Raw genomic sequence first — 24,373 nt, 5'->3', positions numbered from 1 at the left:
GTCAAACTAGACCTTGCTCTGCGGCCTCAGCCCAATCGCGGAGCTTTTTGAACGCACGGTAAAATCTTTTCTTCGCACTTTCAGGTTCGATCTTCAACATCGTTCCGATCTGCTTGAAATCGTACCCTTGGTACACCAGAAGCACGGCCTGCATCTCGCACGGGGTGAGGTGGACCGCTGTGAGCACCGAGGCGAGTGACGGAAGCAGGACCCTGCCGTCGAACGGCTCCACGCTGCTTGGCTCGGGAAGCTCTCCCGTCTCAGTGACGAGATCACAACCGCGACTCCTTCGCCTGGCGAGCGAGATCGACTGATGTTTTGTTGCGACGATGATGAGCCTGCCTATGTCATCGCCGAGCTTCCAGTAGGAGTTACTCATGACGATTCGGCACAGGCAGTCATGCGCGATGTCCTGGGCTTCCTCGCTCCACCGCAGGACGCTGCGCGCTACGGGGATGCACCGCCGTATCAAGGCGGGGATGCTGGGCGCGATGGCCTCCCAGCGCTCCGAGATGGTGGACGGGCTGTAGGTGACCCTGAGGTGCTCGTCGAGCAGTGCGATCGGTCTGGCAGGGAGCATCGGGGAACCCTCTCCTCGGCTGGTGGGCGGCATCTTCGAGGAGACAACGATCCGCGGGTTCGAGCGGGGGACAAGCACGCCGTCGTTTTGTGATACAAATAACTACATTGGCGCTCAATGTCGCATAAAACGGGCTGCGGTCTGACTCGTTTGGTTTCCGCGACGGAGCTCAGGTCGGGCTTGTGGTCGTGTAGCTGACGCGGATCCTCCCTCCCTTGAGCCGGATCTTGCCGAGAGCGAGCCGGCCGATCTGGCCCGACCGCTCGATGTGTGTGCCACCACACGGGACGGGCGGAAACGAGCCGATCTGGATCGTCCTCGCGCCATCAGGCGCTACCGCGGCGATCACAGGCAGGTCGGATGCCACGGCTGCGAGCAGGTCCTCCTTGAGGGAGGCCTGGATCTCTTCAATACGCGGCGGAGCCGACCCCTCGAGTTCAACGCGCGATTCGCCGGGCCAGTGATGGCCGCCGCACGCGCGCAGCGATGGCCAACGTCGCTCGAGCAGCGCAGCGATCAGATGACCGGCCGAGTGCGCGCTCTCTTGCTGGGTGCGCCACACAGGGTCGATGCGCAGGCAGACCTCGTCACCGATCTCGGGAACGACAGGCCCGGCGATGAAGTGGTCGACCTGGCCGGACTCCGTTATGGAGACGTGAGTGACCGGGATTCCTCCGATATCCCCGCGATCCGCCTTCTGTCCACCTCCTTGAGGGTGGAACAGGGTCTCGTTCAGCCGAACCCACGGGGCAGCGCCGCGGCCGACTGCGGTGACCACGGCGGTCGACTCACGAGAGCGATCCCACAGGTAGCGCTTTATCGTCATGGTTCCTCCTTCGCGATGGCCGTAGCGGCAGCCACCCTCGACTGGCCAGGCGCGCGAGCCGCTGGTGCGTTGTCGCCCAAGCTCGTCCTGGTTCGCCGCTCCCGGGGTCTGCGTTCCATGGGGCCCCTGTTGTGGCCCGCCTCCGCCGGCCCTTCCGCGACAAACCAGGGACGAGCTTGGGTGACGCGATACTAGCTAGCTCCAGATGGTTAGCGGCTCGTGATCGCCACGGAAACCGATGAAACACGAGACCGTCACGCGCTGGCCAAAGCTCGGCCTGACCGCGTGAAGGCGCGTCGAGTCGAACAGAATGAGCTCGCCCACCTCGGGCTGAAGAACAGCGGCAGGCCCGTCCAGGAGACTTCGATCAAGTCCGTAACTATCGCGAGCGCTCTGAGCCCGACGCGCATCGTACTCGGCGCGACCGTAGGAGGTGGGCCAGAGCTCGAGCTCCCCTCCTCTTTCAGCGGAGCACACATAGATGTTCGCCGCGAGCTGCGCCGTGAGCGAGCTGGCCCGCTGGTCGCCGGGCGCGTCCCAGCTGAGCACGTCTTGATGAGGCACGGCTTCCGCACCCCCCTCGAACACACGCACCAGCCCGGCGAACATCGGACGCTGATCGTCGAGGGTCTCGAGCCGGACGCCGCCGGTCCACGCATCTGCGAGCTCGACGCGCAGCTTGTCGAACGGCGCGAGCCAGGGCGCACAGGCCATGCGGAGCGCGCGGATCGCCGCGATGGCCTGTGCATAATAGGCTGCCTGCAGGTCGGGGCGCTCGATCGTCTCGAAGAAGGCCTGTCCGACTCTCCCGATGTCGGGCGCGTTGGCGTAGCGGCCGAACAGGGGGCTGTCGATGAGCCGGGACTTGATAATGCCGCACTGGGAGGCCTCAATGAACCCCGGCAGCCGGACCGCGAGGGCCGCTCCGCTGGTGATCGCCGTCACGCAGGCGGTGTCGAGCTCTCCTTGTGTCATGATGCGTCGATCAGGACGACCGGTCGAGGACGGGACATTAGAAATCACGGGCTCGGCTTGCATAGCTTCTCCTCCGTGCCTCAAGAACGAACCAGTGCTCGATTCGGGGACAGCTCCTCGACCGTGTTTCCACCCGCACGCGCGCCCCATCCTCATCCTGGAGCCGCTGCCAGCGCCTCGATCGGAGACTTCACCGACAGCGTCTATGAAACGACGGCACTCACGGCTCGCCTACACGAGCCCGATCGGGTTGCTATTGAAGACCTGCGTGACCGCGCTCGCCGCATCACGAACCCGCTCGTGAAAGCCTGGGAAGACCACACGTCGCGAGCTTTCCCGGCAGACGCTGCGACCGAACTGCGTGGGAGGCGGAGCGTCGAGCACGTCCCCTGGACGATCGGGCACCAGTTGCTGATGGGCACGCGAAGGACCGACGACGGGCAGGAGCGTCGCCTACATCCCGCCGTCAAGCTCGCCGGGTCCAGATCGAGCATCTCGGTCACCGGAACGTCCCGGAGCCGGTGCCGGGACACGGGGCCGCGTACCAAAAGTTTGCCAAATCTCGGGGCCCCTTGTGTCCCCAGCTATCCGCTCCCGACGTTCGCCAAACCTCGCCAAGCGCCGGCAAGACTTCAAGAATTCAGCGGAGGAGAAGGGATTCGAACCCCTGGTTGAGTTGCCCCAACGGCGGTTTTCAAAACCGCTGCCTTCGACCGCTCGGCCACTCCTCCAAATACTTAGAACGACTTGCTTTTCTGCCCGTTCTTGCGGCGCCTGTCAACGCCTCCGTGCCGGCCGTTGCCCATCCCCATCCATTGCCCATCGCGGGCTAGGGCGCCAGCCCCGACGAGGGAGCGACCGGGGCGGTCGGCGCCTTGGTCTGCTTCGCCGCCGCATCCCGGAGCACGCGCAGGCGCCGGGACGTGAGCGGCACCATCCGCTCGTGGCCCGACTTCGACAGGTCGACCTCGCCCTCGTCGATCGCCTGGCGAACGATCGGCTGGGCGGCGTCGAGGTCGACGTCCATGTGCGGAACAGCCCGACGGCGTCGCCGAAGGTGGTGCCTGTGGGGCTCGGCGACGCGGGTGGCGCCGGCACCGCGGCGCCCGCTCGCGGCTGGTCGGGATTTGCCCGAGCTCCTCGAGTTGCGCGATGAGACGCCCTTCTTCTGCATGGTGCGGCCTGCGAGGTCTGCACCTGGGCATCCCTCCGGTAGCGCACGCGCTCGCCGGCTCTTCGATCTCGGTGCGGGATTTCAATGACCCACCGGAGCTCGCCGCTCCGGATCTTCTCGCGGACGATCATGTCGGAGTCCTCCCCGACCTGGCCGTGCACCCAGGGAAACAAGAAGTGCCACGCGCACGACGCGGTCGCATCACAGGGTCGCCTCCGCGCACCAGCGGCAGGAGAACTGCACGCGCCAGAGGCGACCGAACTTGCGCGCCCGAACGCCGTCGACCTCGGCTTCGAGTGCTCGCAGCGGCTCGTGTTTTCCCTCTGCCCAGCGTCGAGATCCCGGCCCCGACACGCCCCCCGAAGCGTCCCAGAACGGAGGCGGAGTCCCGCATGGGAGCTGCGAGCACCCGAGGAGCAGCGTAGACTGCCCGGCGATTCGCCGGACAGTCCCACAGCATGTGCGGATCAGGATCGAACCGGACCCTTGCTCGTGCGTGCTCCAAGGACTGAGACCCAGGCGCGACGGGTACCGCATCGAGCCGCTCCTTCCAGCGGCTCCAGCGAACCGCTGGATGGCTCGCTCCTGCGCCCCGCGCGCATCGCCGTCACGCGCTCGCACCTCGGTGAGATCCTCGATCACCGCGAGGTCGACCTGCGCATCCGGCGCGCGGGGCTGGACGTCGACCCGGGGGTTGTGCCCTTGTTCGGCCGCATGGTGCGCGTTCACGTTCACTCCCTGGTTGGCGAGGAGGACGAGGCGTGAGCGCGCTGTCCAGCCACGCGCTCGCGGCGGTCGCGGCGCACGTGCTCCCTGGAGTCCCGGGAGGCGCGGCCGCCGAAGGCCCCGAGCTCGCGTTCCTGCGCGGCCGGCTCGCCGAGGTCGCGCCCGACGGCCAGGGCTTCGCCAGCGCGCTCCCCGCGGCGTTCGCGCAGCCAGCGGCCGCCGACCGCCCGCTCTTCCTGCTGGCGCGCGCGATCGGGCTCGCGCCGATCGAGCTGCTCGCCGTCGCGCTCGCCGCCGCGCTCGAGGACGACGCGCGCGTGGGTCGCGCGCTGGCCTTCGCGCAGGCGCCCGTGGGCGGCTCGCGGCCCACACTCGGCCTCCTGTCGGCTGCGCTCGCCGAGACCGTGCCGCCCGACATCCGGCCCATCGACGCGCTCGTCACGGGCCAGGCAGCGGGCACGGGGCTCCTCGCCATCCTCGACGACGCGGCGCCGCTGCTCGAGCGCCCGGTCTCGGTCCCGCTCCCGCTCTGCCTGGCGCTCGCGGGCCGCGATGCCGCGCTCCCCGGCACGACGCTCGGCCTCGACGACACGCCCGCGGTGCCGCTGCCGCCCACGCTGCTCGAGGCCGCGCGCCACCACGCCGAGAGCCTCGCCGCGTCGCCCGGTGGGCTGCTCGTGGTACGCGCCCGCGGCCGCGCCGAGGGCCGCACGGTGGCGGCGGAGATCGCTGCCGCGCTGGGCCGGCGCGCGCTCTTCCTCGAGACCGACCGCCTCGCGGGGCTCGGCCCGCTGCTCTTGCTGCGGGGGCTCTTGCCCGTCTTCTGCCACGAGCTCGGGCCGAGCGAACGCAAGATCCTGCCCGCGATCCCGGGGTACGAGGGTCCGGTGCTCGCGCTCGTCGGCGCGGAGGGGAGCGTGGCCTCGACGGCGGGGGGCGCGCTCTCGTGGTCGATCCCGGTCCCGCTCGCAGGGGAGCGCGAGGCCTTGTGGAGCGAAGCGCTCGGCGGGGACGAGGCGCTCGCCGGGGCGCTCGCGCGGGAGCACCGGCACGGCAGCGGCCGCATCGCGCAGCTGGGCCGCGTGGCGCGGCATCACGCGCGCCTCGCGGGCCGGCCGCGACCTTCGGTGGAGGACGTGCGCGCGGCCTCGTGGACTGGCGAGGGCCCGGGGCTGGAAGGCCTGGCCGAGCCGCTGCCGCAGGCCATCGCGGAGGAGGCGCTGGTGCTCCCGGCCGCGCTGCGCTCCGATCTGGAGGCGCTGGTGCTGCGCTGTCGTTGGCGCGATCGCCTGGCGGAGGGCCTCGGCCCCTCGGCGCGGGCGCGCTACGCGCCGGGGGTGCGGGCGCTGTTCCATGGGCCCTCGGGGACGGGGAAGACGCTGGCGGTCGGGTGGCTCGCGACGCGGCTCGGGCTGCCGCTCTACCGGGTGGATCTGGCGAGCGTGATCAGCAAGTACATCGGCGAGACGGAGAAGAACCTGGCCCAGCTCCTCGCGCGCGCGGAGGAGGCAGAGGTGGTGCTGCTCTTCGACGAGGCGGACGCGCTGTTCGGCAAGCGCACCGAGGTGAAGGAGGCGAACGACCGGTTCGCGAACGCGCAGACGAACTACCTCTTGCAGCGGATCGAGTCGTTCGACGGGATCACGATCTTGACGAGCAACAGCAAAGGGAGGTTCGATCCCTCGTTCATGCGGCGGCTGGATGCCATCCTGGAGTTTCCGCTGCCGGGGCCGGAGGAGCGGCGGGCGCTGTGGCTATCGCACCTGGGCGAGGGGCACACGCTGACGCCGCAGCAGGTGAATCAGCTCGCGGCGCTCTTGGAGCTGGGGGGCGGCCATATCCGAAACATGGTGCTTTCGGCGGCGGTGACCGCGAAAGCCGAGGGGCGGGCCATCGGGCAAACGGATGTGCTCCGGGCGGCGGCGAGCGAATGCAAGAAGGTGGGTAAGGGCGTGCCGGGGGAGCTCTGGAGGGGGTAAGCGCTCAGGATGGGCGCTGTTTCAGGCTGGCGGCGATGCGAGCGGCCATGGAACGGGCCTGCTCGTCCGGATCCTTCGCGGCGACTTCCTCGACGAGGGGCAGCACCTCCGGCCAGCTCCGATATGCGATCGCGAACAGCGTGGCTTGACGGAGGAGAGGGTCGGGCATGGATAGATAGTCTCTGAAGATACGCAGTACCTCTTCGTTGAACTTCGGGCAGATGACGGCGAGCCTGTTAACCACGTTAACGCGCTGATCGTGGATTAACAGATCTGACCACGCCTCGTCGGCGAGGTCCTCGAATTCATACACTGGGAGTCGCTTCTTGATCTCATGCACCAGTTCTTTGACGCGAGCGGCACGAACCCAGAGAAATGTCTGCCTGGAGATCGCGTCCTCGACATAGTTGATGGCAGCGCGCTTATCCGGCGTGGCCCAGATCTCTTCGTAGGATCCGGTCTTCGGATCTTTCTCGACCGTACGTTGCAGCTCCAGGCCCATTTCCCGAACAGCATCACCAAAGCCTGATCGGCTCGTGAGATCCATCTCGAGAATCAAGTATTCCTCCGAGCGCTCATCATGCCGAGCACTGTCCGTCATGCGCATTACCCCTCGGTGCTAGCCGCATCGCCTCGCTGCCACAACACCATCAGCTTGTCACGAATATGCTTCTTGATGTCATCGTCCGAAGGCTTGCTCCCTTCAGACACCGTCATCTGGTTGGCCATGAACCAGCGCTTGAGCGTCTCCTTCTCGCGACGAATGCGCTCATCGTATGCCTGCTTCTGCTTCAAAAGAGGCTCTAGCTCCTTCGAGATTGCGGTCGCGAGACGCGGACTATTTTTGGCAACATTTCCCTTTCGCGCAATCTCCTTCTCCAGCCATTCGTACCTCGCCACACGCTCTCCACGTGCGAGCATCAGCGCGCCCCGAGCCCCTTCTTGCGCGCCCGCAAAGGCCGCAGGATGCAGGCCCTTTCCGATCGGCCCCATCGCTTCACTCATTGTCAAACCATTGTTCAGCATGAGCTGCGTGAGCATTCCGGAGTAGAGTAGATCACGGGTCGCACGCGGTCTCTCGGAACGTGGGCTTGCCTCCCGGCCGAACCACAGACCAAAGGCCTCTCCGAGCGCGCCTCGTTTCTTCGCATCAAGAAACGCAGCGTCGTTGACATCTCGGCCTTTCAGCATCGCCTCGAACGCGCTCGCTGCGTTGACGCCCCCTAGCGCATCGTGGAGTTTTTCATAACTACGCGCCCCGCTATCCCGCGCAGCCGACGGGGCATAGATCGCGTCCCCCCATTTATCGTGGGTATCATGCCTGATGTCGACATGGGCCACCTGATCACCGTTCCTGACCGTCCCAACCCGGTAGAATGTTGGAGGGTCGGTGCTACCGTGTGCCATCTGAATCGCCAGTGCCGTCGGATGTTCCGCTTGACGCATATCAACTGGATCCGCGTTGGTTCCAGCTCCAGGACCCCGAGCTTGCTCTTTGGAGGGACCAGATTTGAACAGCTCCTCCGCCACTTCGTCGATAAGCTTTACGATATCTTGCCAGGGGTATACATGCCCCTTGGCGACCTGGATGTCCGGGTTAACGGTAGCGACGAAGTTGACCGTTCCACTCGTTCCCTCGATCGCCAGCCGTCGGAGTCGATAGGCTAGACGCCAGATCGCAAGCCGCGCGACGACCTGGAGGCGTCCCGGCTTCCTCGCCAGCAGCTGTTCGATCTTTGGCGGCAACTCGCGCTGAACGCGCTCCACCCGCGCCTGCACATCCTGCTCGCGCCTCTTCTTCCTCCTCTCCCGCCACTGCCGGTAACGCTCGCGCAGCGCCTGCACGCGCCGCTGGATCCCCTGCAAGAACCGCTGCACCCCCCGCGGCAGGCGCCGGTAGATCGCCCCCATCCCGCGCCGGATGGCCGCCCCCGCCCGCGCAAGCCCCCGCCGCGCCGCCGCCATCGCCCGGCCCGCGCCCCGCCGCACGGCCCCCGCCGCACGCCGCGCCGCGCCCGCCGCACGCCGCGCCAGCGCCCCGATCCGCTGCGCCAGCGCCCTCACCCGCCCCGCGACCGCCCCAGCGGCCCTGCCCAGCCGCAACAGCAGCCAGTTGGACACGAAGTCGATCACCACCACCGCCGCCGCCGCCACCGCCGCCGCGAACTGCGGCCCCGCGTTGCCCCCCTTCACCGCCCTCAAGAACGCGAAGAACAGCCCGAACGCCTGGATGACGCGGCTCACCGACCCCCAGGCCGCGCGCAATCCCTCGATGATCGTCAACAGAGCGCCCGCCGCCGGCACGAGCGCCGAGACCAGCTTCTCGATCAGCAGCTGGATCAACGCGGGCGGGATAGCCGCCTTGATCGCGCCCCACGCCATCCGCGCGATCTGGGCGAAGTCGATCCCCCCGCGCCGCAGCACGTTCCAGATCAACCGGCCGAGGCCGAGCAGGCCCTCGACCTTCTGGTTGAACCACTGCTTGACCGCGCGCTTGAACGCCCCCCACAGGTGGTTGCGCACGCCGTCCAGCGCCGAGCGGCCCAGGTTGCGCAGCCACTGGAGCGGGCTCGGGCGGATGTCGTTGATGAGCGCCATGAAGGCGCCGAGGCCCTCCGCCACCGACCGCGCGAACTGGATCGCGCCCTGCACGGAGCGGTTCACCGCGTCCACCGCGGCGAGCAGCCCGCGCTCGAGCAGGCCGAGCGCCGCCTCGAGGCCGCGGCCGAGCAGGTTCAAGAAGCGCTGCACGCCGTCGCGCAGGCGGTTGGCGTAGCGATCGACCGCGGCGCAGGCGCGGAGGACCCCCTCCCGCACGGCGCGACGGAAGCGGTCGCGCAGCGAGGGGAAGCCGGCGAGGACGCGATCGCCGATGGCGATGAGCCGGTCGCCGACGCGCCGGATGGCCGCCACGACGGCCTGCCGCGCTCGCTCGATGACCGCGGCCGCGAGCCGCTGCGCCGCCTGGATGGCCGCACGCACCGCCGCCCGCGCTCGCTCGAACGCCGCCCGGATGCCCTGCTTGACCCGCTCGAAGAACGCCCGCGCCTGGTTGGCGATCCAGCCGAGCACGCCGCTCGACTCCTGCTGCGCGCTCCGGCGCTGCTCGGCGGCCTCCCGCTCACCCTGACGCCGCGCCGCCGCCGCCTCGTGCTCACCCTGCTGCACGTGGCCCGCCGCCTCGCGGTTGGCCGCCGCCTCGTGGCGCGTCACCTCGCGGCCCGCGTCCGCCGTCGCCCGGCCCGCGTCCCGGCCCGCGTCCCGGACGAGGTTATCCTGCGCCTGCGTCCACGCCCGCCGCTGCGCGCGTGCGTCGGCCTGGGCCTCGGTGCGCGCAGCGGCCTGCTCGCCCGCGCTCTGCGCGACGGCGGCCGTGATCTGCTGCTGCGCCCGCGCCCGCTCTTCCGCCGAACGCTCGCCGTGCTCGCGCCGCCGCGCCGCCATGGCCACGCGCGCCGAGCCCACGGCCGCGCGGACCTCGCCGCCGCGCTCCTCCTCCGCGATCGCAGAGATCGCCTCCTCGGCCCCGCCGCCGCCTGCACCGCCGCTGCCGCCTGTGCTCGCGCCAGCGCCGCCGCTTGCGCCTGCGCCGCCGACCTCGGCGCGCAGCGTCTCGCGTGGCACGTTCGGGTAGATTCGCCCCTCGCCGAGCGGCGCGGACGCGTCCGCGCGCCCCTGTGCGTGCGCCTCGCCGGCGCGCTGATCGAGCGCCGCGCGCTGCGCCTGGACCCGCGCCGGGTCGGCGTTGCCCTCCAGCACCATCCGCGGCGGTGGGCCGGCGGGAACGTCGAGGCCGGGATCCGTGGCGGGCAAGCTGCGCAGGGCCTCGCTCATCGAGGCCGCGTCGACCTGGCCGCCCGCGGGCGCGATGGGCTCGGCCACGGCGGCCACGGGCTGCGGGGGCTCGGGCGGCAGCGGCTCGGGCGCTGACGCGACGGTGGCCTCGCCCTCGGGGGCGCGCTCCACGGTGGCTGAGCCGCCCTCGGCCGGAGGGGGCTCGTCGGCGCCCGCCTCTTCGCGCGTGAGCGGCGAGCCGGTGGGTGCCGCCATCTGCGGCGCGTTCTCGGCCAGCTCCGCGCGCTGCGCCGCCACCGAGCTGGAGGCGGCAGCAGAGACGCTGCGAAGAGCGCCCTGGAGCTGCGCGGGCGGCAGGTGGGCCACGGCGCCGAGCGCCGCGGCCGGGTCGTCCTGCGGGATCGGGGGGGCCGGAGGCGGCGGGCGATCCTGCACGGCTGCGCCGCCTCCGCCTCCGCCTCCGCTTCCGCCGCCGCCAGCGTCGTTGTCCGGAGCCTCCGCGGGCATGGAGACGGCGGGGGACCGGTCGGCGGCGCCCTCGGCGGCAGGCGCGGCGCCCTCGGCGGCAGGCGCTGCGCCCTCGGCAGGCGCGGTGCTTTGGGCCTCTGCGGCGGGGGCGCTCCCCTCGGCTTCGAGAGGCGCGGCGGGCGTCTCGGCCGCAGCCTGCGGCGCGGCAAGCGCGGCAGGCTGAGGTGGCTCGGGACGCTCGTCCGGTGCGGGCGCGGCCTCACCCCTGGGCTCTGGGCCGTCGCCGGCTGCTCCCTGCGCGGCGCCGCCTTCGGCCGGCGTCGGTGCCTGCGAGGCTTCGGCTTCCGGCGGCGCCCCGGCGGGCTCCGCGGCTTCTCCGCCCCCACCGGCCCCGGCTGGCGCGGCTTCTCGCTGCACGGCGGACGCGGTCTGCGCGGCGGGCGCGCCCGCCGGCACCGGCGGGGGCGCGCCGCCTGCAGGCTTTTCGCGCGCAACCGCCGGCTCCGCGTCCATCGCCGGCTCGGCCTCCTCGCCACCGGAGGCTTCGCCGCCTGCCGGCGCCTCACCGCCCGCCGGCGCCTCACTGCCCGCCGGCGCCGCGCCGCCCGTAGGCGCCTCGCCGCCCGCAGGCGCCTCGCCGCCTGCTCGCGCTTCGCCGCCGCCCGTCTCGGCGGGTGCAGCCTCTGCACCGCCCGCGGATTCCGTGCCCCCCGCAGCGTCGCCCGTGGAGCCAGCGCTCTCCGCGGCGCCGCCCCCCTCTGGCACCGCCACCTCTTGAGCCGCAGGGGCGCTGCCGGCGGCGGCCTCCACCGAGCCGCCCGCCGCAGCTTCGACCGCTGCCTTGCCCCCCACGGCCTCCGCAGCCGCCGCGCCCGGCGTTGCAAGCGCGGCGCCCGACGCACCGGCATGGGGCGCCGCCGGCGATCGGCCTTGCTCCTCGGCCACAGCGGGCGACGTTTCCTGCGGGGGCCGCGGCTTGGCCTGCTCCTCGCCGCGTCGAGCCACTGTCGTGGCGGTCCCCGCCACGGCGGCAGCGGCCGCCGCTGCCGTGGGCGCCGGTGCCGACCCCTGCTGGAGGATGTGGCTCAGCTCGTGCGCGAGCAGGCGGCGCGCAGGGGTGGCGCTCTCTCGCAGAGGCTCAACGTCGCCGCCGGCCCGCACCGGCGGCGCTGCGTCCGCCTCGCGGGCACGCTCACCCGAGCGAGGCTCCTCCTCGGCGCGCTCCTCCTCGGCGCGCTCCTCCGCCCGCGCGCCCTCGCGCGCCTCGTCGCCCCGACCTCCCGAGAGGTAGAGCGGCATTCCCGCCCGCGCGCCCGCGCTTCGCGCTTCCGCAGCGAGCTCCACGGCAGCCCCGTCGGCGCGGGTGCCTCGAGCCTTACGCCGTGAGGCCGCGTCCGACGAGCGCTTCTCGCGCTTCTTGGTCTCGAGCTGCGTGGCCATGGCAGAGGCTGACCGCCAGCTCACGATACAGGCGCACCGCCCGCCGCGCGAGCCATCTCCCCCGCGGACTTCCCCTGCCGAGCCGCGCCGCGACCGTCGGGGATGACGTGGCATTCGTCAGCATTCTCGAGTCCGGATTCACAGCGCACGAACGACGAGAACGCGCGGAGCTCATCCGAGATCTCTGGCGCCGACGGCGAATCCAACCGCTGCGATGAGGCGAGGCCGGCCGCTGTCCCATTGCGGCCCCATCACCGCGCTGCGGTCATCCGCTGTCGCGCTGATAAAGCGATGCGCCTCGATCCACTCGAACTCGTCAGCCCCGGCCAGGCGCTGCGCCCCCCACCGCCCTTTGCCCCCCGCCCTTACTTCTCCCTTCCCGCCGCCGTCGCTGCCGTCCCTGCGGCCTCGGCCCCTACCCCGCCCTTCATCACCTCCGCGAGCCACTTCGTCGCGCCCGCACACGTCCCCACCGCGCTGACCTCCCCTCCCCCGCGCCGCGCATACGGTCCTGCCACGATCGCCACGTCGCTCCCTCGCGCCGTCCACGCGATCGGCCCGAGCGACGCCCGCCGCCGGCACGCCTTTCCGAAGCGGCGCTCGATCACCTTCCCCGCCTCTGCCGCGTCGGCCGCGCTGTCGAACCGCAGCCGCCACGCGAGCGCGAACTCTCGCCGCGACGGGTCCTCCGGATCATCGCGCCGCGCCACGGCAAACCGATCCCCACCCCACCCCGCCGCCGCGCCGTTGGCCGCATCGCGGTGGGCGTACGCCGCGAACGCGATGCGCAGCGCCTGCTCGCCCATCACGTCGTCGAAGACGACGCGGAACCCTGGACCGAGCGCCGCGGCCGTCGGGACCGCCACCGCGACGGCGGGCTCCCGCGCGGCGAGCTTCTCGGGGTGGAGCAGCTGCTCGGTGGTCTCCGGCAGCGCGCGCCAGACCGCGTCGACGGAGGCCCATCCGCCCTCCCGGCGCAGCGCCTGCACGAACGCGAAGCCGTCCGTGTACGGGGCGCCCAGCGACTCCTGCAGCACGAGCGGCGTGTCGCCCACGGACGACAGCGCCGTCGACATCGCCACGAGCTTCCTGAGCATCGACTCGTCGACCTGGAACGCCGAGCCGACCAGCACATCGAACATCGCGCTCATCGCCTCGCCCTCGACGAGCGCGTGCGTGGCCGCCAGACGATCGCTGTCGCCGAGCTTGAAGTCGAGCAGCCTCCCCAGCGAGAAGCTCTGGTCCTGGAGCGCATGGACGAGCTCGTGCGCCAGCGTCTCCTCGGCCTCGGCGTCGCTGAGATCGTCGACGAGGTACATCGTCGCGTCCTCCGGCTCGTAGAAGCCCGCGATGCGGCCCTCGAGCAGGCGGTACATCCCGGCGGTGAAGTCATAGTCGGCCGGGATGAGCTCGAGCGCCGCGAGCACCTCGCGCTGATGATCGAGCACCCCGTCGGGGATCTCTCGCTCCACGTGCGCGCGGACCCGCTTCAGGATCTCCCCGCGAGCGAGCACGCGGCTCCGCACCTCGCGGTGCACCGGCAGGCCTCGCGCCTTCGCCACGCGCGCGAGCACGCGCGCGATCTCGTCGCCGGTCACGCGAGCCTCGTCCTCGTCGAGCTCCCCCTCGTCGACCCGGCCCGAGCCCCCAGCCGGAGGAGGTGCGGCTGACGCCGCAGGGCGCCCCGAAGCCTGCGCTCGCGGCGGCGCCGCAGGCGCGGTCGCCGGCGTGCAGCCCGCGAGCGCAGCCAGCCCGATCAGCAGAGCGCCCCCGACGGGCCTGGCCGCCGCGCGCGCCGCCGCCCCGAGCGGCGCGCCGCGCCGGCCGCCGCGCCTCGACGCAGCGCACGCCGGGCTCGCCGCGCAGCGCGCCGGGCTCGCCGCGGCAGCCTCTACGACCCCGCGCCGGATCACGGCTGCTCCTTGGCGGGCGTGCGGAGCGCGCGGATCGCCTCCGCGTAGCGCGCGACCCGCGCGTTGAACGGCAGATCCTCGCCCGGCGCCACGGCGCCGAACACGGCCGAGCCCGCGACGAGCGCCCGCGCACCGGCGGCGATGACCTGCCCGGCGGTCGACGGCGCGACGCCGCCGTCGACCTCGAGCGCGATGTCCAGGCCCGCTCGATCGATCGCCTGGCGCAGGCTCCGCAGCTTGGCGAGCGCCTCCGGGATGAACCGCTGGCCGCCGAACCCGGGATTGACGCTCATCACCAGCACCAGGTCGATGTCCCCCATCACGTGCCGGATCGACTCTTCCGACGTATGCGGGTTCAGCACGACGCCCGGGCTCGCGCCTGCGTCCCTGATCTGCTGGATCGTCCGGTGCAGGTGCGGCGACGCCTCGACGTGGACCGAGATCCGATCGGCGCCGGCGGCCGCGAACTCGGCGACGTAGCGCTCGGGCTCCACGATCATCAGGTGGACGTCGAGGGGAAGACGCGTCGCGGCGCGAACGGCGCGAACGACGAGGGGCCCGATCGTGATGTTTGGTACAAACCGGCCATCCATCACGTCGACGTGGATCCAGTCGGCGCCAGCGGCCTCAGCGGCCCGGACTTCCTCCGCGAGACGACCGAAGTCAGCCGACAAGATCGACGGAGCGACGATGATTTTCTCGTGACGCACGGAGTAGCGCTAGCAGGCGTGACGCGCGGCGGCTAGCCAGGGACATCCACGAGCGCGCTTACGGGGAGGCCGGCGCGGCTGCTAGGCTGCGCAGGTCTGCGCGAGACGTCGCTGTCGTGCGCGCGGACGCTGCAGATCGAAGGCAGGGATCCGAACCGTTCGAGTGAGGTGATGCATGGAGACACGGCCGCTGACGAAGCCCGACTACGACCGGATCGTGGGCGAGATCGATCGGTGGTGGGCAGGCCCAACCAGCGCGCTCGCGCACCCGATCTTCTTTTACGAGCTCGGCAGGCTCGCCCGCGTCGTCGAGGATCGCGGGCTGCTCGTCGGCTTCCTGCTCGGGTTCAGGTGCCCGGACGCGGCGATCGGTTACGTGCACCTCGTCGGCATTCACCCTGACTACCGCCGCCGCGGCGTCGGCAGGATGCTCTATGCAGCGTTCGAGGAGGACTGCCGCCGCGAGGGCTGCCGGCAGCTCAAGGCGATCACGACCCTGGGCAACGAGGGCTCGGTGCGCTTCCACGCCGCGGTCGGCTGGTCAGCGGCCGAGGTCGAGGACTACGCCGGGCCTGGACGTCCTCGGATCGTGTTCACCAAAGATCTCTAGGGCGGATCGCGCGGAGCAGGCTCGTGTTGCGGCGTACGCTCTCGACGGGGTACATCTGCTCGGAGCCGCGAGGTGAAGCGATGCGAGAAGGCGGGCATGTGCACGACGTGGTGGTAGGCGTTCTCGGGTCAACCGGCAGGACGGTCGCCGCGGGCGCCCTCGGTGCATCCAGGTGAACCGCAACCCTGAGCTGGTCGTGCAGCTGCGCGACATCGGCCTGTTCGGAGGCCTGGGCGATCACGTCCTCCAGGGCCTCGCCGACGCGCTCGAGCTGCTCGATCTGGAGCCGGGGGCCGTCGCCTTTCGCGAGGGCGACAACGGCCGCGAGATGTTCGTGCTGCTCGCGGGCGAGATGGAAGTGCTCAAGCGGTCGAAGCGCGACGTCGAGGCTCGGGTCGCTGTCCTGGGGCCGAACGACTGGTTTGGCGAGATGTCGATCCTCGACGTGATGCCCCGCTCTGCGACCGTCCGAGCGATCGCCCCGTCCCGCTTGCTGCGCGTCACCGCGCATGATCTCGACGCCCTCTACCGGCGCGATCTCAAGTCGTACACGCTGCTGGTGCTGAACATCGCGCGCGAGATGTCGCGCCGCCTCCGCGTCGCGGACAGCCTGCTCGCCGAGCTGGTAGCGAACATGCTCGACGAGTACGCGCGGCCACGGCGACCCGGGATCTGAGCCTGCACGATCGCGTCGCGGGGCACGGCTGACGGCGCGCGGCGGCCGCCGCAGACAGCCCGCTGCGGCGGCGCTCCCGAGGCCCTCTGCTGCTCTTCGGGGGCCGTCGCCCGGACGTGCCGGGGGGAGAGCCAGCGCCGCCGCGTCGGGCGACGTCGAGCGCCAGGGCTGCGGGCGCTAGGCCCCTCCGTCGCCTCATCCGCTGTCTTGACTTGTCGCTCCGCCAGCTTCGCCACCCGCGCCGCCCGCACCACCGCCGCCTGCGCCACCGGCGCCGCCCGCACCACCACCACCGCTGGCTGCGCCACCCGCGCCGCCCGCACCACCGCCGCCTGCGCCGCCCGCGCTGGCGTCGGGGCTCGCGCTGCCGGTACCACCTGCGCCCGTCGGGCCGGCTGCGCCCGCGCCCGTGCTGCCGGCCCCGCTTGAGCTGCCGGTGCTCGATCCGGCCGCATCCGGCAGGAGGCCACCGCCGCTCATTCCGTCCTCTTCACCGGTACCGCTGGCGTCGCCCCCGCCTGCGCCGGTCGCGCCGGGGTCGCTGCAATCACCGCACCCGATGCCCTCAGAAGGAGGCTCGGGTTGTGGATTGAAGCCACAGCCCGCGAGGACGACCCCGAACACAAGGACGACAAGCTGGCGCATAAGCTCCCTCCTCATAGCACCCTGCGCATTTCCCTGCCCGCCTGCGCGGCGCCCTGGTCCGTGGGAACGCTCTTCGAGCGCGATCCGTCGCCCGCTTCCTCTCGCTCGCCCTCGCCGCTGAGTCGGCGCCGCCGTCAGGCCCGGGCCGCGGGCTCGCTCAGCGGCATCCCACCTCTCCAGCGCCCCCTTCACCGCAGGGCTCGCCGACCGCGCCACCGGCACCACCCGCGCCACCGGCACCACCCGCGCCGCCCGTGCCGCTGTCGCCACCCGCACCGCCGGCACCACCCGTGCCGTCGGCGCCACCGGCACCACCCCCGCCGCCCGCCTCGCCAGCGCCACCACCGCCAGCGCCAACCGGGTCAGCGCCACCCGTGCCGGTGCTCGCGGAAGAGCCGTTGCTGGCGCCCGTGCCGCTACCACCCGAACCTGAGCTGCCGACCGTTTCGCCCGCCCCCGTGCCGCTCGACGCCCCCGAGGGATAGGGATCCCTGTCATCGATCGGCAGGTCGGGTTGCGGGTTGAAGCATCCGACCGCGAGGAACAGAGCAAGGAACAACAGGCTTCGCATGGCGGGTACGCCAAGCATTGCAATCAATATGCCATGCGAAATAGCCGGGAAGTGCCTCGATGGGTCCGCGGTTGACGCGGTGCTCAGGCACACTCTGGCACGCCGCTCGGGCGGTTGGATCCGACACTTCCCTCCGCGCCGTGCCCTGCGCCGATGGGTCCGGCGCAGGGCGTCGCCCTGGTGTCCACGACGGCAGCTCGCGGTATCGTGCGGCGTGATTTCTGAAGACCTGGGGAACGTCGCGTCGCGGCTCGAAGAGGTGAGGCGCCGGATCGCGAGCGCCGCGGTGCGGGCCGGGCGCGGGCCGGAGGAGGTGCGGCTCATCGCCGTGTCCAAGGGGAAGCCTGCGGAGGCCATCCGCGCCGCCTATGCCGCCGGGCAGCGCGATTTCGGCGAGAGCTACGCGCAGGAGCTCGTCGAGAAGGCCGAGGCGCTCGCCGACCTCGACGGGATCGTGTGGCACGCCATCGGCCAGCTCCAGCGGAACAAGGCGAAGCTCGCCGCGCGCGTCGCGCAGGTCGTGCACTCGGTCGACCGCGAGGAGCTCGCCGTGGAGCTCGATCGGCGCGCGGCCGCGCTCAACCGCACCCTCGACGTCCTGCTCGAGGTGAACGTCGGCGACGAGGCCTCGAAAGGCGGCTGCGCCCCCGGCGATTTTGCGACGCTCCTCGGCGCGGTCGGCCGGTGCGCGCACCTCCGGCCGATCGGCCTGATGACCATCGCGCCGTTCCTCGAGGACCCGAGCGACGTCCAGCCGTTCTTCGCGCAGCTGCGCGCCCTGCGCGACGCGCACGGCGGCCGGGCCGCGCTGCCCGAGCTCTCGATGGGCATGTCGCACGATTTCGAGGCAGCCATCGCGGAAGGCGCGACGTGGGTCCGCGTCGGCACCGCCATCTTCGGAGCCCGCGGATAACGCGGGCCGCGCCGCGCGCCGCAGCCCCGGCGCGGCCGAAGCGGACGCGGCGCTGCCGCGAGGCCCCGACGAATTTTCCTCCGGGCCCTCGGACAAGCCGCGCCGGGACGTTAGACTCCCCCGCGTGGTGCAGGCGAAGGCGGCGAGCAAGCCCTCCTCGATCGGCGTCGGCGTCCGCGCGGCGCTCGTGGCGACGGCGAGGTCGGCCGCGTCGCGCCTCGGCTCGGGCATCGCTGCCGGCGGCGCCGCCGCGTGCGCGCTGCTCGCGCTCGGGTGCGGGCCGGGCGCGATGCCCGCGTCGCTGCGCCACCCGCTCGTCGGGGGCGCCGCGCCGGAGTTCCACGCGGCGTCGACCGCGGCGGTCACCGTGGGCGTGCCCGGCACCCGGAGGACGCGGGTCACCGTGATCGACTTCTGGGCGTCCTGGTGCGCGTCGTGCAGCCGGACCATGCCGGCGCTCGACCGGCTCTGGCGCGACCGCAAGGCGGACGGGGTGGCCGTGATCGGCGTGAACGTCGACGACTCCGAGGCCGCCGCGGAGGCCGCCGCGTTCGAGCTCGGCGCTACGTTCCCCATCGTCGCGGACCTCGATCAGCGGCTCACCGGGACCTACGGCGTCGCCCAGGTCCCCCTCACGTTCGTCATCGACGACGCGGGCACCGTGCGCTGGGTCGGGCGCGATCCGGCGAGCGCGCGCCGCGCCGTCGAGATCCTCCTCTCGGAGCGGCCCGCGCGCGCGCGGTCGGCCTTCGAATGAGCGCGCCCCGGGGCGGCGGCGGCGCCCGACGGCGGCCCGCAGGTGACGAGCCGACCCTCTTCGACGCCGCCCGGCAGCGGGAGCCGGAGCTCAAGGCCACGGTGCCCCTCGCCGAGCGCATGCGCCCGCGCTCGCTCGAGGACATGATCGGCCAGGGCCACCTCCTCGGCGAGGGCAAGCTGCTCGCTCGCGCCATCGCGGCCGACCGGATCCCCTCCATGATCCTGTGGGGCCCGCCGGGCGCCGGAAAGACGACGCTGGCGCGCGTCGTCGCGCACACCACGAACGCCCGCTTCGTCCCCTTCAACGCCGTGCTGGGCGGCGTGCCGGAGCTCCGCGAGATCCTCGCGCAGGCGCGCGCGGCGCGCTCGTACGAGGGCAAGCGGACGATCCTGTTCGTCGACGAGATCCACCGCTTCAACAAGGCCCAGCAGGACGCATTCCTCCCGCACGTCGAGGACGGGACGATCACGCTGATCGGGGCGACCACCGAGAACCCCTCGTTCGCGGTCAACGCGCCGCTCCTCTCGCGGTGCAAGGTCTTCCGGCTCCAGGGCCTCGACGCCTCGGAGCTCGTCGAGCTCCTGCGCCGCGCCCTCGAGTCGCCCGCCGGGCTCGCCGGCGCGGTCGCCGCCGACGACGACGCGCTCTCGGCGATCGCGGCGCTCGCGCAGGGCGACGCGCGCAGGGCGCTCACCACGCTGGAGATCGCCGCGGACGAGGCGGCGCGCGCGGGCGCGTCCACCATCACGCGCGAGGCCATCGCCGGCGCGAGCGAGCACAAGACGCTGCTCTACGACAAGGCCGGCGAGGAGCACTACAACGTCATCAGCGCCTTCATCAAGTCGATGCGCGGCTCCGATCCCGACGCCGCCATCTACTGGCTGATGCGCATGATCGAGGCCGGCGACGACCCGCTCTTCCTGCTGCGCCGGATGATGATCTTCGCCTCCGAGGACATCGGCAACGCCGACCCGCGCGCCCTGGAGATCGCCGTCGCGGCGGACGCCGCGTTCCGGCGCATGGGCATGCCGGAGGGGCTCTACCCGCTCACGCAGGCGGCGCTCTACCTCGCCACGGCCCCGAAATCGAACGCCTGCAAGACCGCCTGGCAGTCGGCGCAGGCCGCCGTGCGCGAGCACGGCGCGCTCCCGGTCCCGCTCACGCTGCGCAACGCGGTCACGCGGCTGATGCGCGACGAGGGCTACGGCGAAGGCTACCGCTACGCGCACGACGAGCCGGGCGGCGTCGCGCAGGGCGAGACCTACCTGCCCGAGCCGCTCGCGGGCAGCCGGTTCTACGAGCCGACAGACCGCGGCTACGAGCGGACCATCGGCGAGCGCCTTCGCCGGGTCCGCGGCGAAGGAGAGGGCGGCTAAGGCGCGGCCCGAGCTCCGCCGCGCGCCGCCCTCACGGCGTCACGGCTCGTCGTCGTCGCCGCCCGCGCCGGCGAGCGCCTGCTGGAGCTCGCTCAGCGCGTGCTGATCTCCCTTGCCACGCGCGACCACGATGCCGTCGGCCAGCCAGGCGCGCCCTTCGTCCAGGCGGCCCGCCTTCACCAGCATCGTCCCGCACATGAGGTACATCGGCACGTAGCTCGGATCGATCGCCCGGAGCGCTCCGAACGTGGCGAGCGCGTCGTCGTGGCGTCCTTGCCCCGCGTACTCCAGCGCGAGCGCGTACCAGTGGAACGGATCCTTCGACCCATCCCGGGTCATCTTCTCGAGCATCAGCAGCCGCTTGCTCACGTCGCCTCCACAACCCCGATGAACGGCAGGTTCCGATAGCGCTCGGCCCAGTCGAGCCCGTAGCCGACCACGAATTTGTCCTCGATCGTGAAGCCCAGGTAGTCGATCGGCACCTCGACCCGCGCGCGCGCCGGCTTGTGCAGGAGCGCGCAGACCTTCACGCTGCTCGGCATCCTCGTGCGGAAGAGCTGGAGCAGGTGCGAGATCGTGAGGCCCGTATCCACGATGTCCTCGATGAGGAGGATGTCCTCGCCCTCGATCGGGCGGGTGAGGTCCTGCGTGATCTGGACGACGCCGGTCGAGGCCGTGCCCTCGCCGTAGCTGCGCACGCCGAGGAACTCGATGCGCACCGGGAGGTCGATGTGGCGCGCGATGTCGGCGGTGAACACGAAGCTCCCCTTGAGCACGGAGACGAGCACGAGCCGGCGCTCCGCGTAGTCCCGGGTGATCTGCGCGCCGAGGTCGCGCACGCGAGCGCCGATCTGTTCGGCGGACAGGAGCGTCCGGACATTCGCCATGGTGCCCGCTAACATCGCGGCGCCCGCGCCACCAGCGCCGAGGCAGGCCTCCCGCGCCACGCCGCGATCCCGATCGCGCGGCCCGGATCGCGCGGTCGCTCTGCTGCTGCCCCGGTCGAAACTGGGGTAGTCTCTGCGCCGCCCGCGATGCCGCTCCCTTCTCTGCCCGACGCTCCCCCGCACCTCACCTCGCGCACCCCGCTGTCCGTCCGCTTCTGCGAGACGGATCTGATGGGCATCGTCCACCACGCGAACTACGTCATCTACCTGGAGGCTGGCCGCATCGACTGGCTGAAGCGACGCGGCCTCTCCTACGAGGAGATGGTGCGGCGCGACCTTCACCTCGCGGTCGCGGAGCTGCGGATCAAGTACCGCCAGGCCGCGCGGTTCGGCGACGACCTCGTTGTCGAGACGACCTGCCGCGAGGTCCAGCGGGTCACCGCGCGCTTCAGCTACCGGATCCTCCGGGGCGAGGACGTGATCTGCGACGGCGACATCCTCCTCGCGTGCCTTGGGTCGAACCTGACGCTGACGCGGATCCCCGACGACATCGTCCAGCTCCTGGCGAGCCCCGAGACGACGGCCGATCGCTAGGGCAGGGGGCCTGGCCGCGCCGTCCGCCGCCTCCGGTTCAGCCGCCGCCGTCGCGTCAGTCGCCGTCCGCCGCCCCGGCCTCGGCCCCGCTGCGCACGATGCGCGCCGGCATCTCGACCGTCTGCGGCGGCTCGATGCGCTCGCCGAGGAACGTGCGCCACTGGACGATGTAGCGCCCGCGCTGGGGCCCGATGACGTAGCGCTCGCTCGCCTGCGGCACGGCGACCGCGGGGATGCCGTCGACGAGCAGGTAGAGCAGCGCGTCGGTCTGGTTGACCGCGACGAAGCCCTCGCCGGGCGCGCCCGGGTCGACGCTCGCGGGCAGCTGGAGCGGCTCTGCTCGGATGGCCGCGAGCTCGTCGCGCGTCAGGAAGACGCCGCCCTGCGCTGACGGGAGCCCGGCGGCGGCGTACGCGGCGCTCGGGGGCGGCATGAGCATGTCGGTCGAGGTCAGGTCCGTTCGCCGCGCGATCGACGTGGCCTCGAACGCGATGCCGCCGCCGCCTTGCCAGGCATAACTCGCGTAGAGCGGCACCTCGCCCGCCACGCACTCGGGCGACTTCGGATCCACGCCGAGGATCTCCAGCAGCGCCCGGCAGAGCAGCGGCCCCCCGTCGCCGGCCTCGGGCACCCTGCCGAGCTCGATGTACAGCGCGCCGAGGCTCGCGTGCACCTCGACCTTGCGGACGTCGACCTCGAGCCGCTTGCCGTCGCCGACCGGACGCGCCGAGCCCGTCGACAGCGGCGTCACGTCGACGCGCCGCTCGCCGAGCAGCGTGCGGAGCGCCCCCGGCGGCACGACCCGGTACTGGGTCAGGGACGGCCAGAGCAACACCTCGCCGTACACATCGTGGCGCGCGCGGAGCTCGGAGCCCACGGGCAGCGGGAGCGCCCGCGACGTGAAAAGGACCCGCATGCGGCCCGTCTCCGCGAGCTCGATCTTCCACGTCAGCTCGGTGAGCTTCTGCGCCGCGTGGATGCCGGCGGCGGCCACCTCGGGCGCCTTGAGGGCCTGCGGCACGTCGCGGAAGCGGAAGGCCGCCTCGAGCGTGACGCCGGGGAGCTCGCGGGGCGAGAGCGCGTCCTCCGGCAGGGGCGTGGCGGGCGCGAGCGGCAGCGGCGACTGCGAGCTGGCCTCGGACATGATGAGCCGGCCGTAGTCGTCGGCGATGATCTTCGCGGTCGCCTCGCCGACGGAGGCGTCGAGCAGGTCCGGCGTCTCGTTCGCGAGCGGCGCGGGAAGGATCTTCGCGTTCGGGCTCGCGCCGGCCTCCACGAAATCGACGGGCTGGTGGCGCGACGGCTCGCACGCGGCGGCGGCGAGCAGCAGGAAGGCCGCGGCGACGCGCGTGGGGATCACGGTTCCGGCGCGGACGTCGATCACGGCTCCCGCTCGAACGAGTGGATCACGTGGACCCGCGGATCGAGCGGCGGCGGGTCGGGCGCGCACTGCGTGTCCAGGAAGACCGCGGCGCACCGGGGATGGCAGCCCAGCAGCAGGTTGCAGTTGGCCGCCTCGTTGTCGAACACCGCGATGACGTGCCCGAGCCGCGAGAGCTGCGGCGCGACGCTCCGCTTGAACTCTGTGTCGGGCATCTCGAACCTCGGCTTCACGACGAGCTCGGTGCCGATGACCCCGATGGGGAAGCCGAGGTCGCGCAGGCTCGCGAACGAGCCGAGCGCCATCTTCGGCAGATCGCGGCCGGTGAGGTACACGAGGGTCGCCCCCGCCGCGTGGCAGTCGCGCGCGTACTGGCTCGCGCCAGGCACCTCGACGTCGTGCCGGATGTGCGGATCGTTGAAGAAGCGGGCCCGCCAGAAATCGAACGCGTGCAGGTGGAGCGCCTCGTCATGGATGCCGAGCCGCTGCAGGTTGTCCTGAAACCCGTACACGATGCCGTCGGGCGACGCGCGCTCGAGGAGGGCCGCGGCGTGGGGGTGCTTGCGGCGCCACTCCTCCGCCAGCTCGTGGAGGATCGCCACCACCCGCGGCCGGTTGTCCATGAGGGTGCCGTCCAGATCGAAGACGATCACCGGAGGCCCCGCCGACCGGTCGGCCGCGCGCTCGACGATGGATCCCAGGAGCCGCGTCCGCTCGAGAGGGACGAGGCGCTTCTCGTAAAACAGCGTGCTCAATGTCGTCGCGCCGCGGAAACGCGCATCTTCCGCGCGGCTCCTCGCGCGGCACCGTAGCGCGAACTCGCCCTTCCCAGAAGCCGAGGCGCCCACCCCCTCGCCAGGCCCTGTGACCCGGCGGTAAGTGTGCCGAAACATCCTACATTGTTGGCCAATCCATTCCGTTCTTCATAGGATTTTCCAAATCGGGACCCCTCGAGGCTCCGAAGGAAGGCCCATGCAGAACCGCATCAAGACCGCTCTGGCCCTGGCGATGGCGCTGACCGCTGTGGCGGGCTGCTCGAAGACCCCTCGCGATCGCCTGCAGGGGCGCTGGTATGGCGACGCGATCGAGAACGCTCCTGTGGAGCAGCTCACGAAGGCGACCGGATGGGTGAAGGGAACGGCGCTCGAGTTCAACGGGAGCAAGGTGACGGTGACCGTGCCCGCGGAGACGCCGCGCAGCGGCACCTTCAAGGTGAGCAAGGTCGACGGGGATCAGGTGACCGTCGCGTTCCTCCGTCCGGAGGGCGGGCTCGATGAAGCGGAGTTCCGCTTCGCCACGGATCAGACGCTGCGCTGGGAGATCGGCGACGGCCGCACCATCCTGCTGACGAAGGCGAAGAACTGAGCCCGACGC

22 protein-coding genes and 1 tRNA gene are annotated in these 24,373 nt (G+C 71.7%); 9 read left to right on the top strand and 14 right to left on the bottom strand.

From position 1 onward, the window contains the following. Window position 1 precedes the first annotated feature (1 nt). The 5 genes from WME90_RS42690 to WME90_RS42670 all read right to left on the bottom strand — a co-directional run bounded on the left by WME90_RS42690 (window position 2) and on the right by WME90_RS42670 (window position 3,408). Complete coding sequence (locus tag WME90_RS42690; RefSeq protein WP_437277842.1) at window positions 2-580, bottom strand: RNA polymerase sigma factor; 579 nt, start codon at window positions 578-580, stop codon at window positions 2-4. 169 nt (window positions 581-749) lie between these two features. Continuing rightward, window positions 750-1,406, bottom strand: a complete 657-nt coding sequence (locus WME90_RS42685) for an alanyl-tRNA editing protein (protein WP_437277841.1) — start codon at window positions 1,404-1,406, stop codon at window positions 750-752. A gap of 195 nt (window positions 1,407-1,601) precedes the next feature. Then, window positions 1,602-2,444 carry a 2OG-Fe(II) oxygenase gene (locus WME90_RS42680; RefSeq protein ID WP_437277840.1) on the bottom strand — a complete coding sequence of 281 codons (843 nt, stop codon included), beginning with the start codon at window positions 2,442-2,444 and terminating at the stop codon, window positions 1,602-1,604. Window positions 2,445-3,025: 581 nt separating this feature from the next. Continuing rightward, a tRNA-Ser gene (locus WME90_RS42675) sits at window positions 3,026-3,112 on the bottom strand. A 98-nt stretch (window positions 3,113-3,210) separates the two neighbouring features. Next, window positions 3,211-3,408 (bottom strand): hypothetical protein, encoded by a 198-nt coding sequence (locus WME90_RS42670; RefSeq protein WP_437277839.1) that lies wholly within the window; start codon window positions 3,406-3,408, stop codon window positions 3,211-3,213. A 908-nt stretch (window positions 3,409-4,316) separates the two neighbouring features. On the opposite strand from WME90_RS42670, the gene WME90_RS42665 reads away from it, so the two are divergent. Beyond that, window positions 4,317-6,260 carry an ATP-binding protein gene (locus WME90_RS42665; RefSeq protein WP_437277838.1) on the top strand — a complete coding sequence of 648 codons (1,944 nt, stop codon included), beginning with the start codon at window positions 4,317-4,319 and terminating at the stop codon, window positions 6,258-6,260. A 4-nt stretch (window positions 6,261-6,264) separates the two neighbouring features. Here the strand turns inward: WME90_RS42665 and WME90_RS42660 are convergent, their stop codons facing one another. Together WME90_RS42660 and WME90_RS42655 are read right to left on the bottom strand one after the other, a co-directional pair. Then, a complete protein-coding gene (locus WME90_RS42660) occupies window positions 6,265-6,861 on the bottom strand; it encodes a hypothetical protein (protein WP_437277837.1) in 597 nt (198 codons plus the stop codon). A gap of 5 nt (window positions 6,862-6,866) precedes the next feature. Beyond that, window positions 6,867-10,142: a hypothetical protein gene (locus WME90_RS42655; protein ID WP_437277836.1), complete on the bottom strand. Its 3,276-nt coding sequence runs from the start codon at window positions 10,140-10,142 to the stop codon at window positions 6,867-6,869. 1,461 nt (window positions 10,143-11,603) lie between these two features. On the opposite strand from WME90_RS42655, the gene WME90_RS42650 reads away from it, so the two are divergent. Continuing rightward, a complete protein-coding gene (locus WME90_RS42650; protein ID WP_437277835.1) occupies window positions 11,604-11,909 on the top strand; it encodes a hypothetical protein in 306 nt (101 codons plus the stop codon). Window positions 11,910-12,328: 419 nt separating this feature from the next. Here the strand turns inward: WME90_RS42650 and WME90_RS42645 are convergent, their stop codons facing one another. Continuing rightward, the gene (locus tag WME90_RS42645; RefSeq protein ID WP_437277834.1) at window positions 12,329-13,876 is read right to left on the bottom strand and encodes a hypothetical protein; all 1,548 of its coding nucleotides are present in this window, start codon (window positions 13,874-13,876) and stop codon (window positions 12,329-12,331) included. Further along, entirely contained in the window at window positions 13,873-14,586 is a 714-nt protein-coding gene (gene rpe, locus WME90_RS42640) for a ribulose-phosphate 3-epimerase (protein ID WP_437277833.1), read from the bottom strand. The genes WME90_RS42645 and rpe overlap by 4 nt, the downstream gene beginning before the upstream one ends. Before the next feature lie 175 nt (window positions 14,587-14,761). On the opposite strand from rpe, the gene WME90_RS42635 reads away from it, so the two are divergent. Beyond that, entirely contained in the window at window positions 14,762-15,196 is a 435-nt protein-coding gene (locus WME90_RS42635; protein WP_020741352.1) for a GNAT family N-acetyltransferase, read from the top strand. Between the two features lie 172 nt (window positions 15,197-15,368). Continuing rightward, window positions 15,369-15,872: a cyclic nucleotide-binding domain-containing protein gene (locus tag WME90_RS42630; RefSeq protein WP_437277832.1), complete on the top strand. Its 504-nt coding sequence runs from the start codon at window positions 15,369-15,371 to the stop codon at window positions 15,870-15,872. Window positions 15,873-16,067: 195 nt separating this feature from the next. Here WME90_RS42630 and WME90_RS42625 read toward each other — a convergent pair whose 3' ends face one another. Beyond that, the gene (locus WME90_RS42625) at window positions 16,068-16,517 is read right to left on the bottom strand and encodes a hypothetical protein (RefSeq protein ID WP_437277831.1); all 450 of its coding nucleotides are present in this window, start codon (window positions 16,515-16,517) and stop codon (window positions 16,068-16,070) included. A 785-nt stretch (window positions 16,518-17,302) separates the two neighbouring features. Between WME90_RS42625 and WME90_RS42620 the strand changes: the two genes are divergently transcribed. The 3 genes from WME90_RS42620 to WME90_RS42610 all read left to right on the top strand — a co-directional run bounded on the left by WME90_RS42620 (window position 17,303) and on the right by WME90_RS42610 (window position 20,137). Continuing rightward, window positions 17,303-18,001: a YggS family pyridoxal phosphate-dependent enzyme gene (locus tag WME90_RS42620; protein WP_437277830.1), complete on the top strand. Its 699-nt coding sequence runs from the start codon at window positions 17,303-17,305 to the stop codon at window positions 17,999-18,001. A gap of 124 nt (window positions 18,002-18,125) precedes the next feature. After that, complete coding sequence (locus WME90_RS42615; protein ID WP_437277829.1) at window positions 18,126-18,758, top strand: TlpA family protein disulfide reductase; 633 nt, start codon at window positions 18,126-18,128, stop codon at window positions 18,756-18,758. Beyond that, on the top strand, window positions 18,755-20,137 hold the full coding sequence (locus WME90_RS42610) for a replication-associated recombination protein A (RefSeq protein WP_437277828.1): 1,383 nt from the start codon (window positions 18,755-18,757) through the stop codon (window positions 20,135-20,137). The genes WME90_RS42615 and WME90_RS42610 overlap by 4 nt, the downstream gene beginning before the upstream one ends. A 39-nt stretch (window positions 20,138-20,176) precedes the next feature. Here WME90_RS42610 and WME90_RS42605 read toward each other — a convergent pair whose 3' ends face one another. Continuing rightward, window positions 20,177-20,506: a tetratricopeptide repeat protein gene (locus WME90_RS42605; protein ID WP_437277827.1), complete on the bottom strand. Its 330-nt coding sequence runs from the start codon at window positions 20,504-20,506 to the stop codon at window positions 20,177-20,179. Continuing rightward, the gene (gene hpt / locus WME90_RS42600) at window positions 20,503-21,024 is read right to left on the bottom strand and encodes a hypoxanthine phosphoribosyltransferase (protein WP_437277826.1); all 522 of its coding nucleotides are present in this window, start codon (window positions 21,022-21,024) and stop codon (window positions 20,503-20,505) included. Before hpt ends, WME90_RS42605 begins: the two co-directional genes overlap by 4 nt. 147 nt (window positions 21,025-21,171) lie before the next feature. Between hpt and WME90_RS42595 the strand changes: the two genes are divergently transcribed. Continuing rightward, the gene (locus tag WME90_RS42595) at window positions 21,172-21,618 is read left to right on the top strand and encodes an acyl-CoA thioesterase (protein ID WP_437277825.1); all 447 of its coding nucleotides are present in this window, start codon (window positions 21,172-21,174) and stop codon (window positions 21,616-21,618) included. 55 nt (window positions 21,619-21,673) lie between these two features. Here the strand turns inward: WME90_RS42595 and WME90_RS42590 are convergent, their stop codons facing one another. After that, entirely contained in the window at window positions 21,674-23,002 is a 1,329-nt protein-coding gene (locus WME90_RS42590) for a hypothetical protein (protein ID WP_437277824.1), read from the bottom strand. Beyond that, on the bottom strand, window positions 22,999-23,754 hold the full coding sequence (locus WME90_RS42585; protein ID WP_437277823.1) for an HAD family hydrolase: 756 nt from the start codon (window positions 23,752-23,754) through the stop codon (window positions 22,999-23,001). The genes WME90_RS42590 and WME90_RS42585 overlap by 4 nt, the downstream gene beginning before the upstream one ends. Before the next feature lie 217 nt (window positions 23,755-23,971). On the opposite strand from WME90_RS42585, the gene WME90_RS42580 reads away from it, so the two are divergent. Further along, the gene (locus tag WME90_RS42580) at window positions 23,972-24,364 is read left to right on the top strand and encodes a hypothetical protein (RefSeq protein ID WP_437277822.1); all 393 of its coding nucleotides are present in this window, start codon (window positions 23,972-23,974) and stop codon (window positions 24,362-24,364) included. Window positions 24,365-24,373: the final 9 nt, after the last annotated feature.

The sequence above is a fragment of the Sorangium sp. So ce375 genome (assembly GCF_051473855.1).
Taxonomy (GTDB): Bacteria; Myxococcota_A; Polyangia; order Polyangiales; family Polyangiaceae; genus Sorangium.
The sequence above is the reverse complement of the archived record's forward strand: the minus strand, read 5'-3'. Positions and strand labels throughout refer to the sequence as shown.

Bases quoted from the DNA above. Each gene is read 5' to 3' on its own strand.
- WME90_RS42690 (WP_437277842.1), bottom strand. From the start codon at position 580: ATGCTCCCTGCCAGACCGATCGCACTGCTCGACGAGCACCTCAGGGTC.
- WME90_RS42685 (WP_437277841.1), bottom strand. From the start codon at position 1,406: ATGACGATAAAGCGCTACCTGTGGGATCGCTCTCGTGAGTCGACCGCC.
- WME90_RS42680 (WP_437277840.1), bottom strand. From the start codon at position 2,444: ATGCAAGCCGAGCCCGTGATTTCTAATGTCCCGTCCTCGACCGGTCGT.
- WME90_RS42670 (WP_437277839.1), bottom strand. From the start codon at position 3,408: ATGGACGTCGACCTCGACGCCGCCCAGCCGATCGTTCGCCAGGCGATC.
- WME90_RS42660 (WP_437277837.1), bottom strand. From the start codon at position 6,861: ATGACGGACAGTGCTCGGCATGATGAGCGCTCGGAGGAATACTTGATT.
- WME90_RS42635 (WP_020741352.1), top strand. From the start codon at position 14,762: ATGGAGACACGGCCGCTGACGAAGCCCGACTACGACCGGATCGTGGGC.
- WME90_RS42625 (WP_437277831.1), bottom strand. From the start codon at position 16,517: ATGCGCCAGCTTGTCGTCCTTGTGTTCGGGGTCGTCCTCGCGGGCTGT.
- WME90_RS42610 (WP_437277828.1), top strand. From the start codon at position 18,755: ATGAGCGCGCCCCGGGGCGGCGGCGGCGCCCGACGGCGGCCCGCAGGT.
- hpt (WP_437277826.1), bottom strand. From the start codon at position 21,024: ATGGCGAATGTCCGGACGCTCCTGTCCGCCGAACAGATCGGCGCTCGC.
- WME90_RS42595 (WP_437277825.1), top strand. From the start codon at position 21,172: ATGCCGCTCCCTTCTCTGCCCGACGCTCCCCCGCACCTCACCTCGCGC.
- WME90_RS42580 (WP_437277822.1), top strand. From the start codon at position 23,972: ATGCAGAACCGCATCAAGACCGCTCTGGCCCTGGCGATGGCGCTGACC.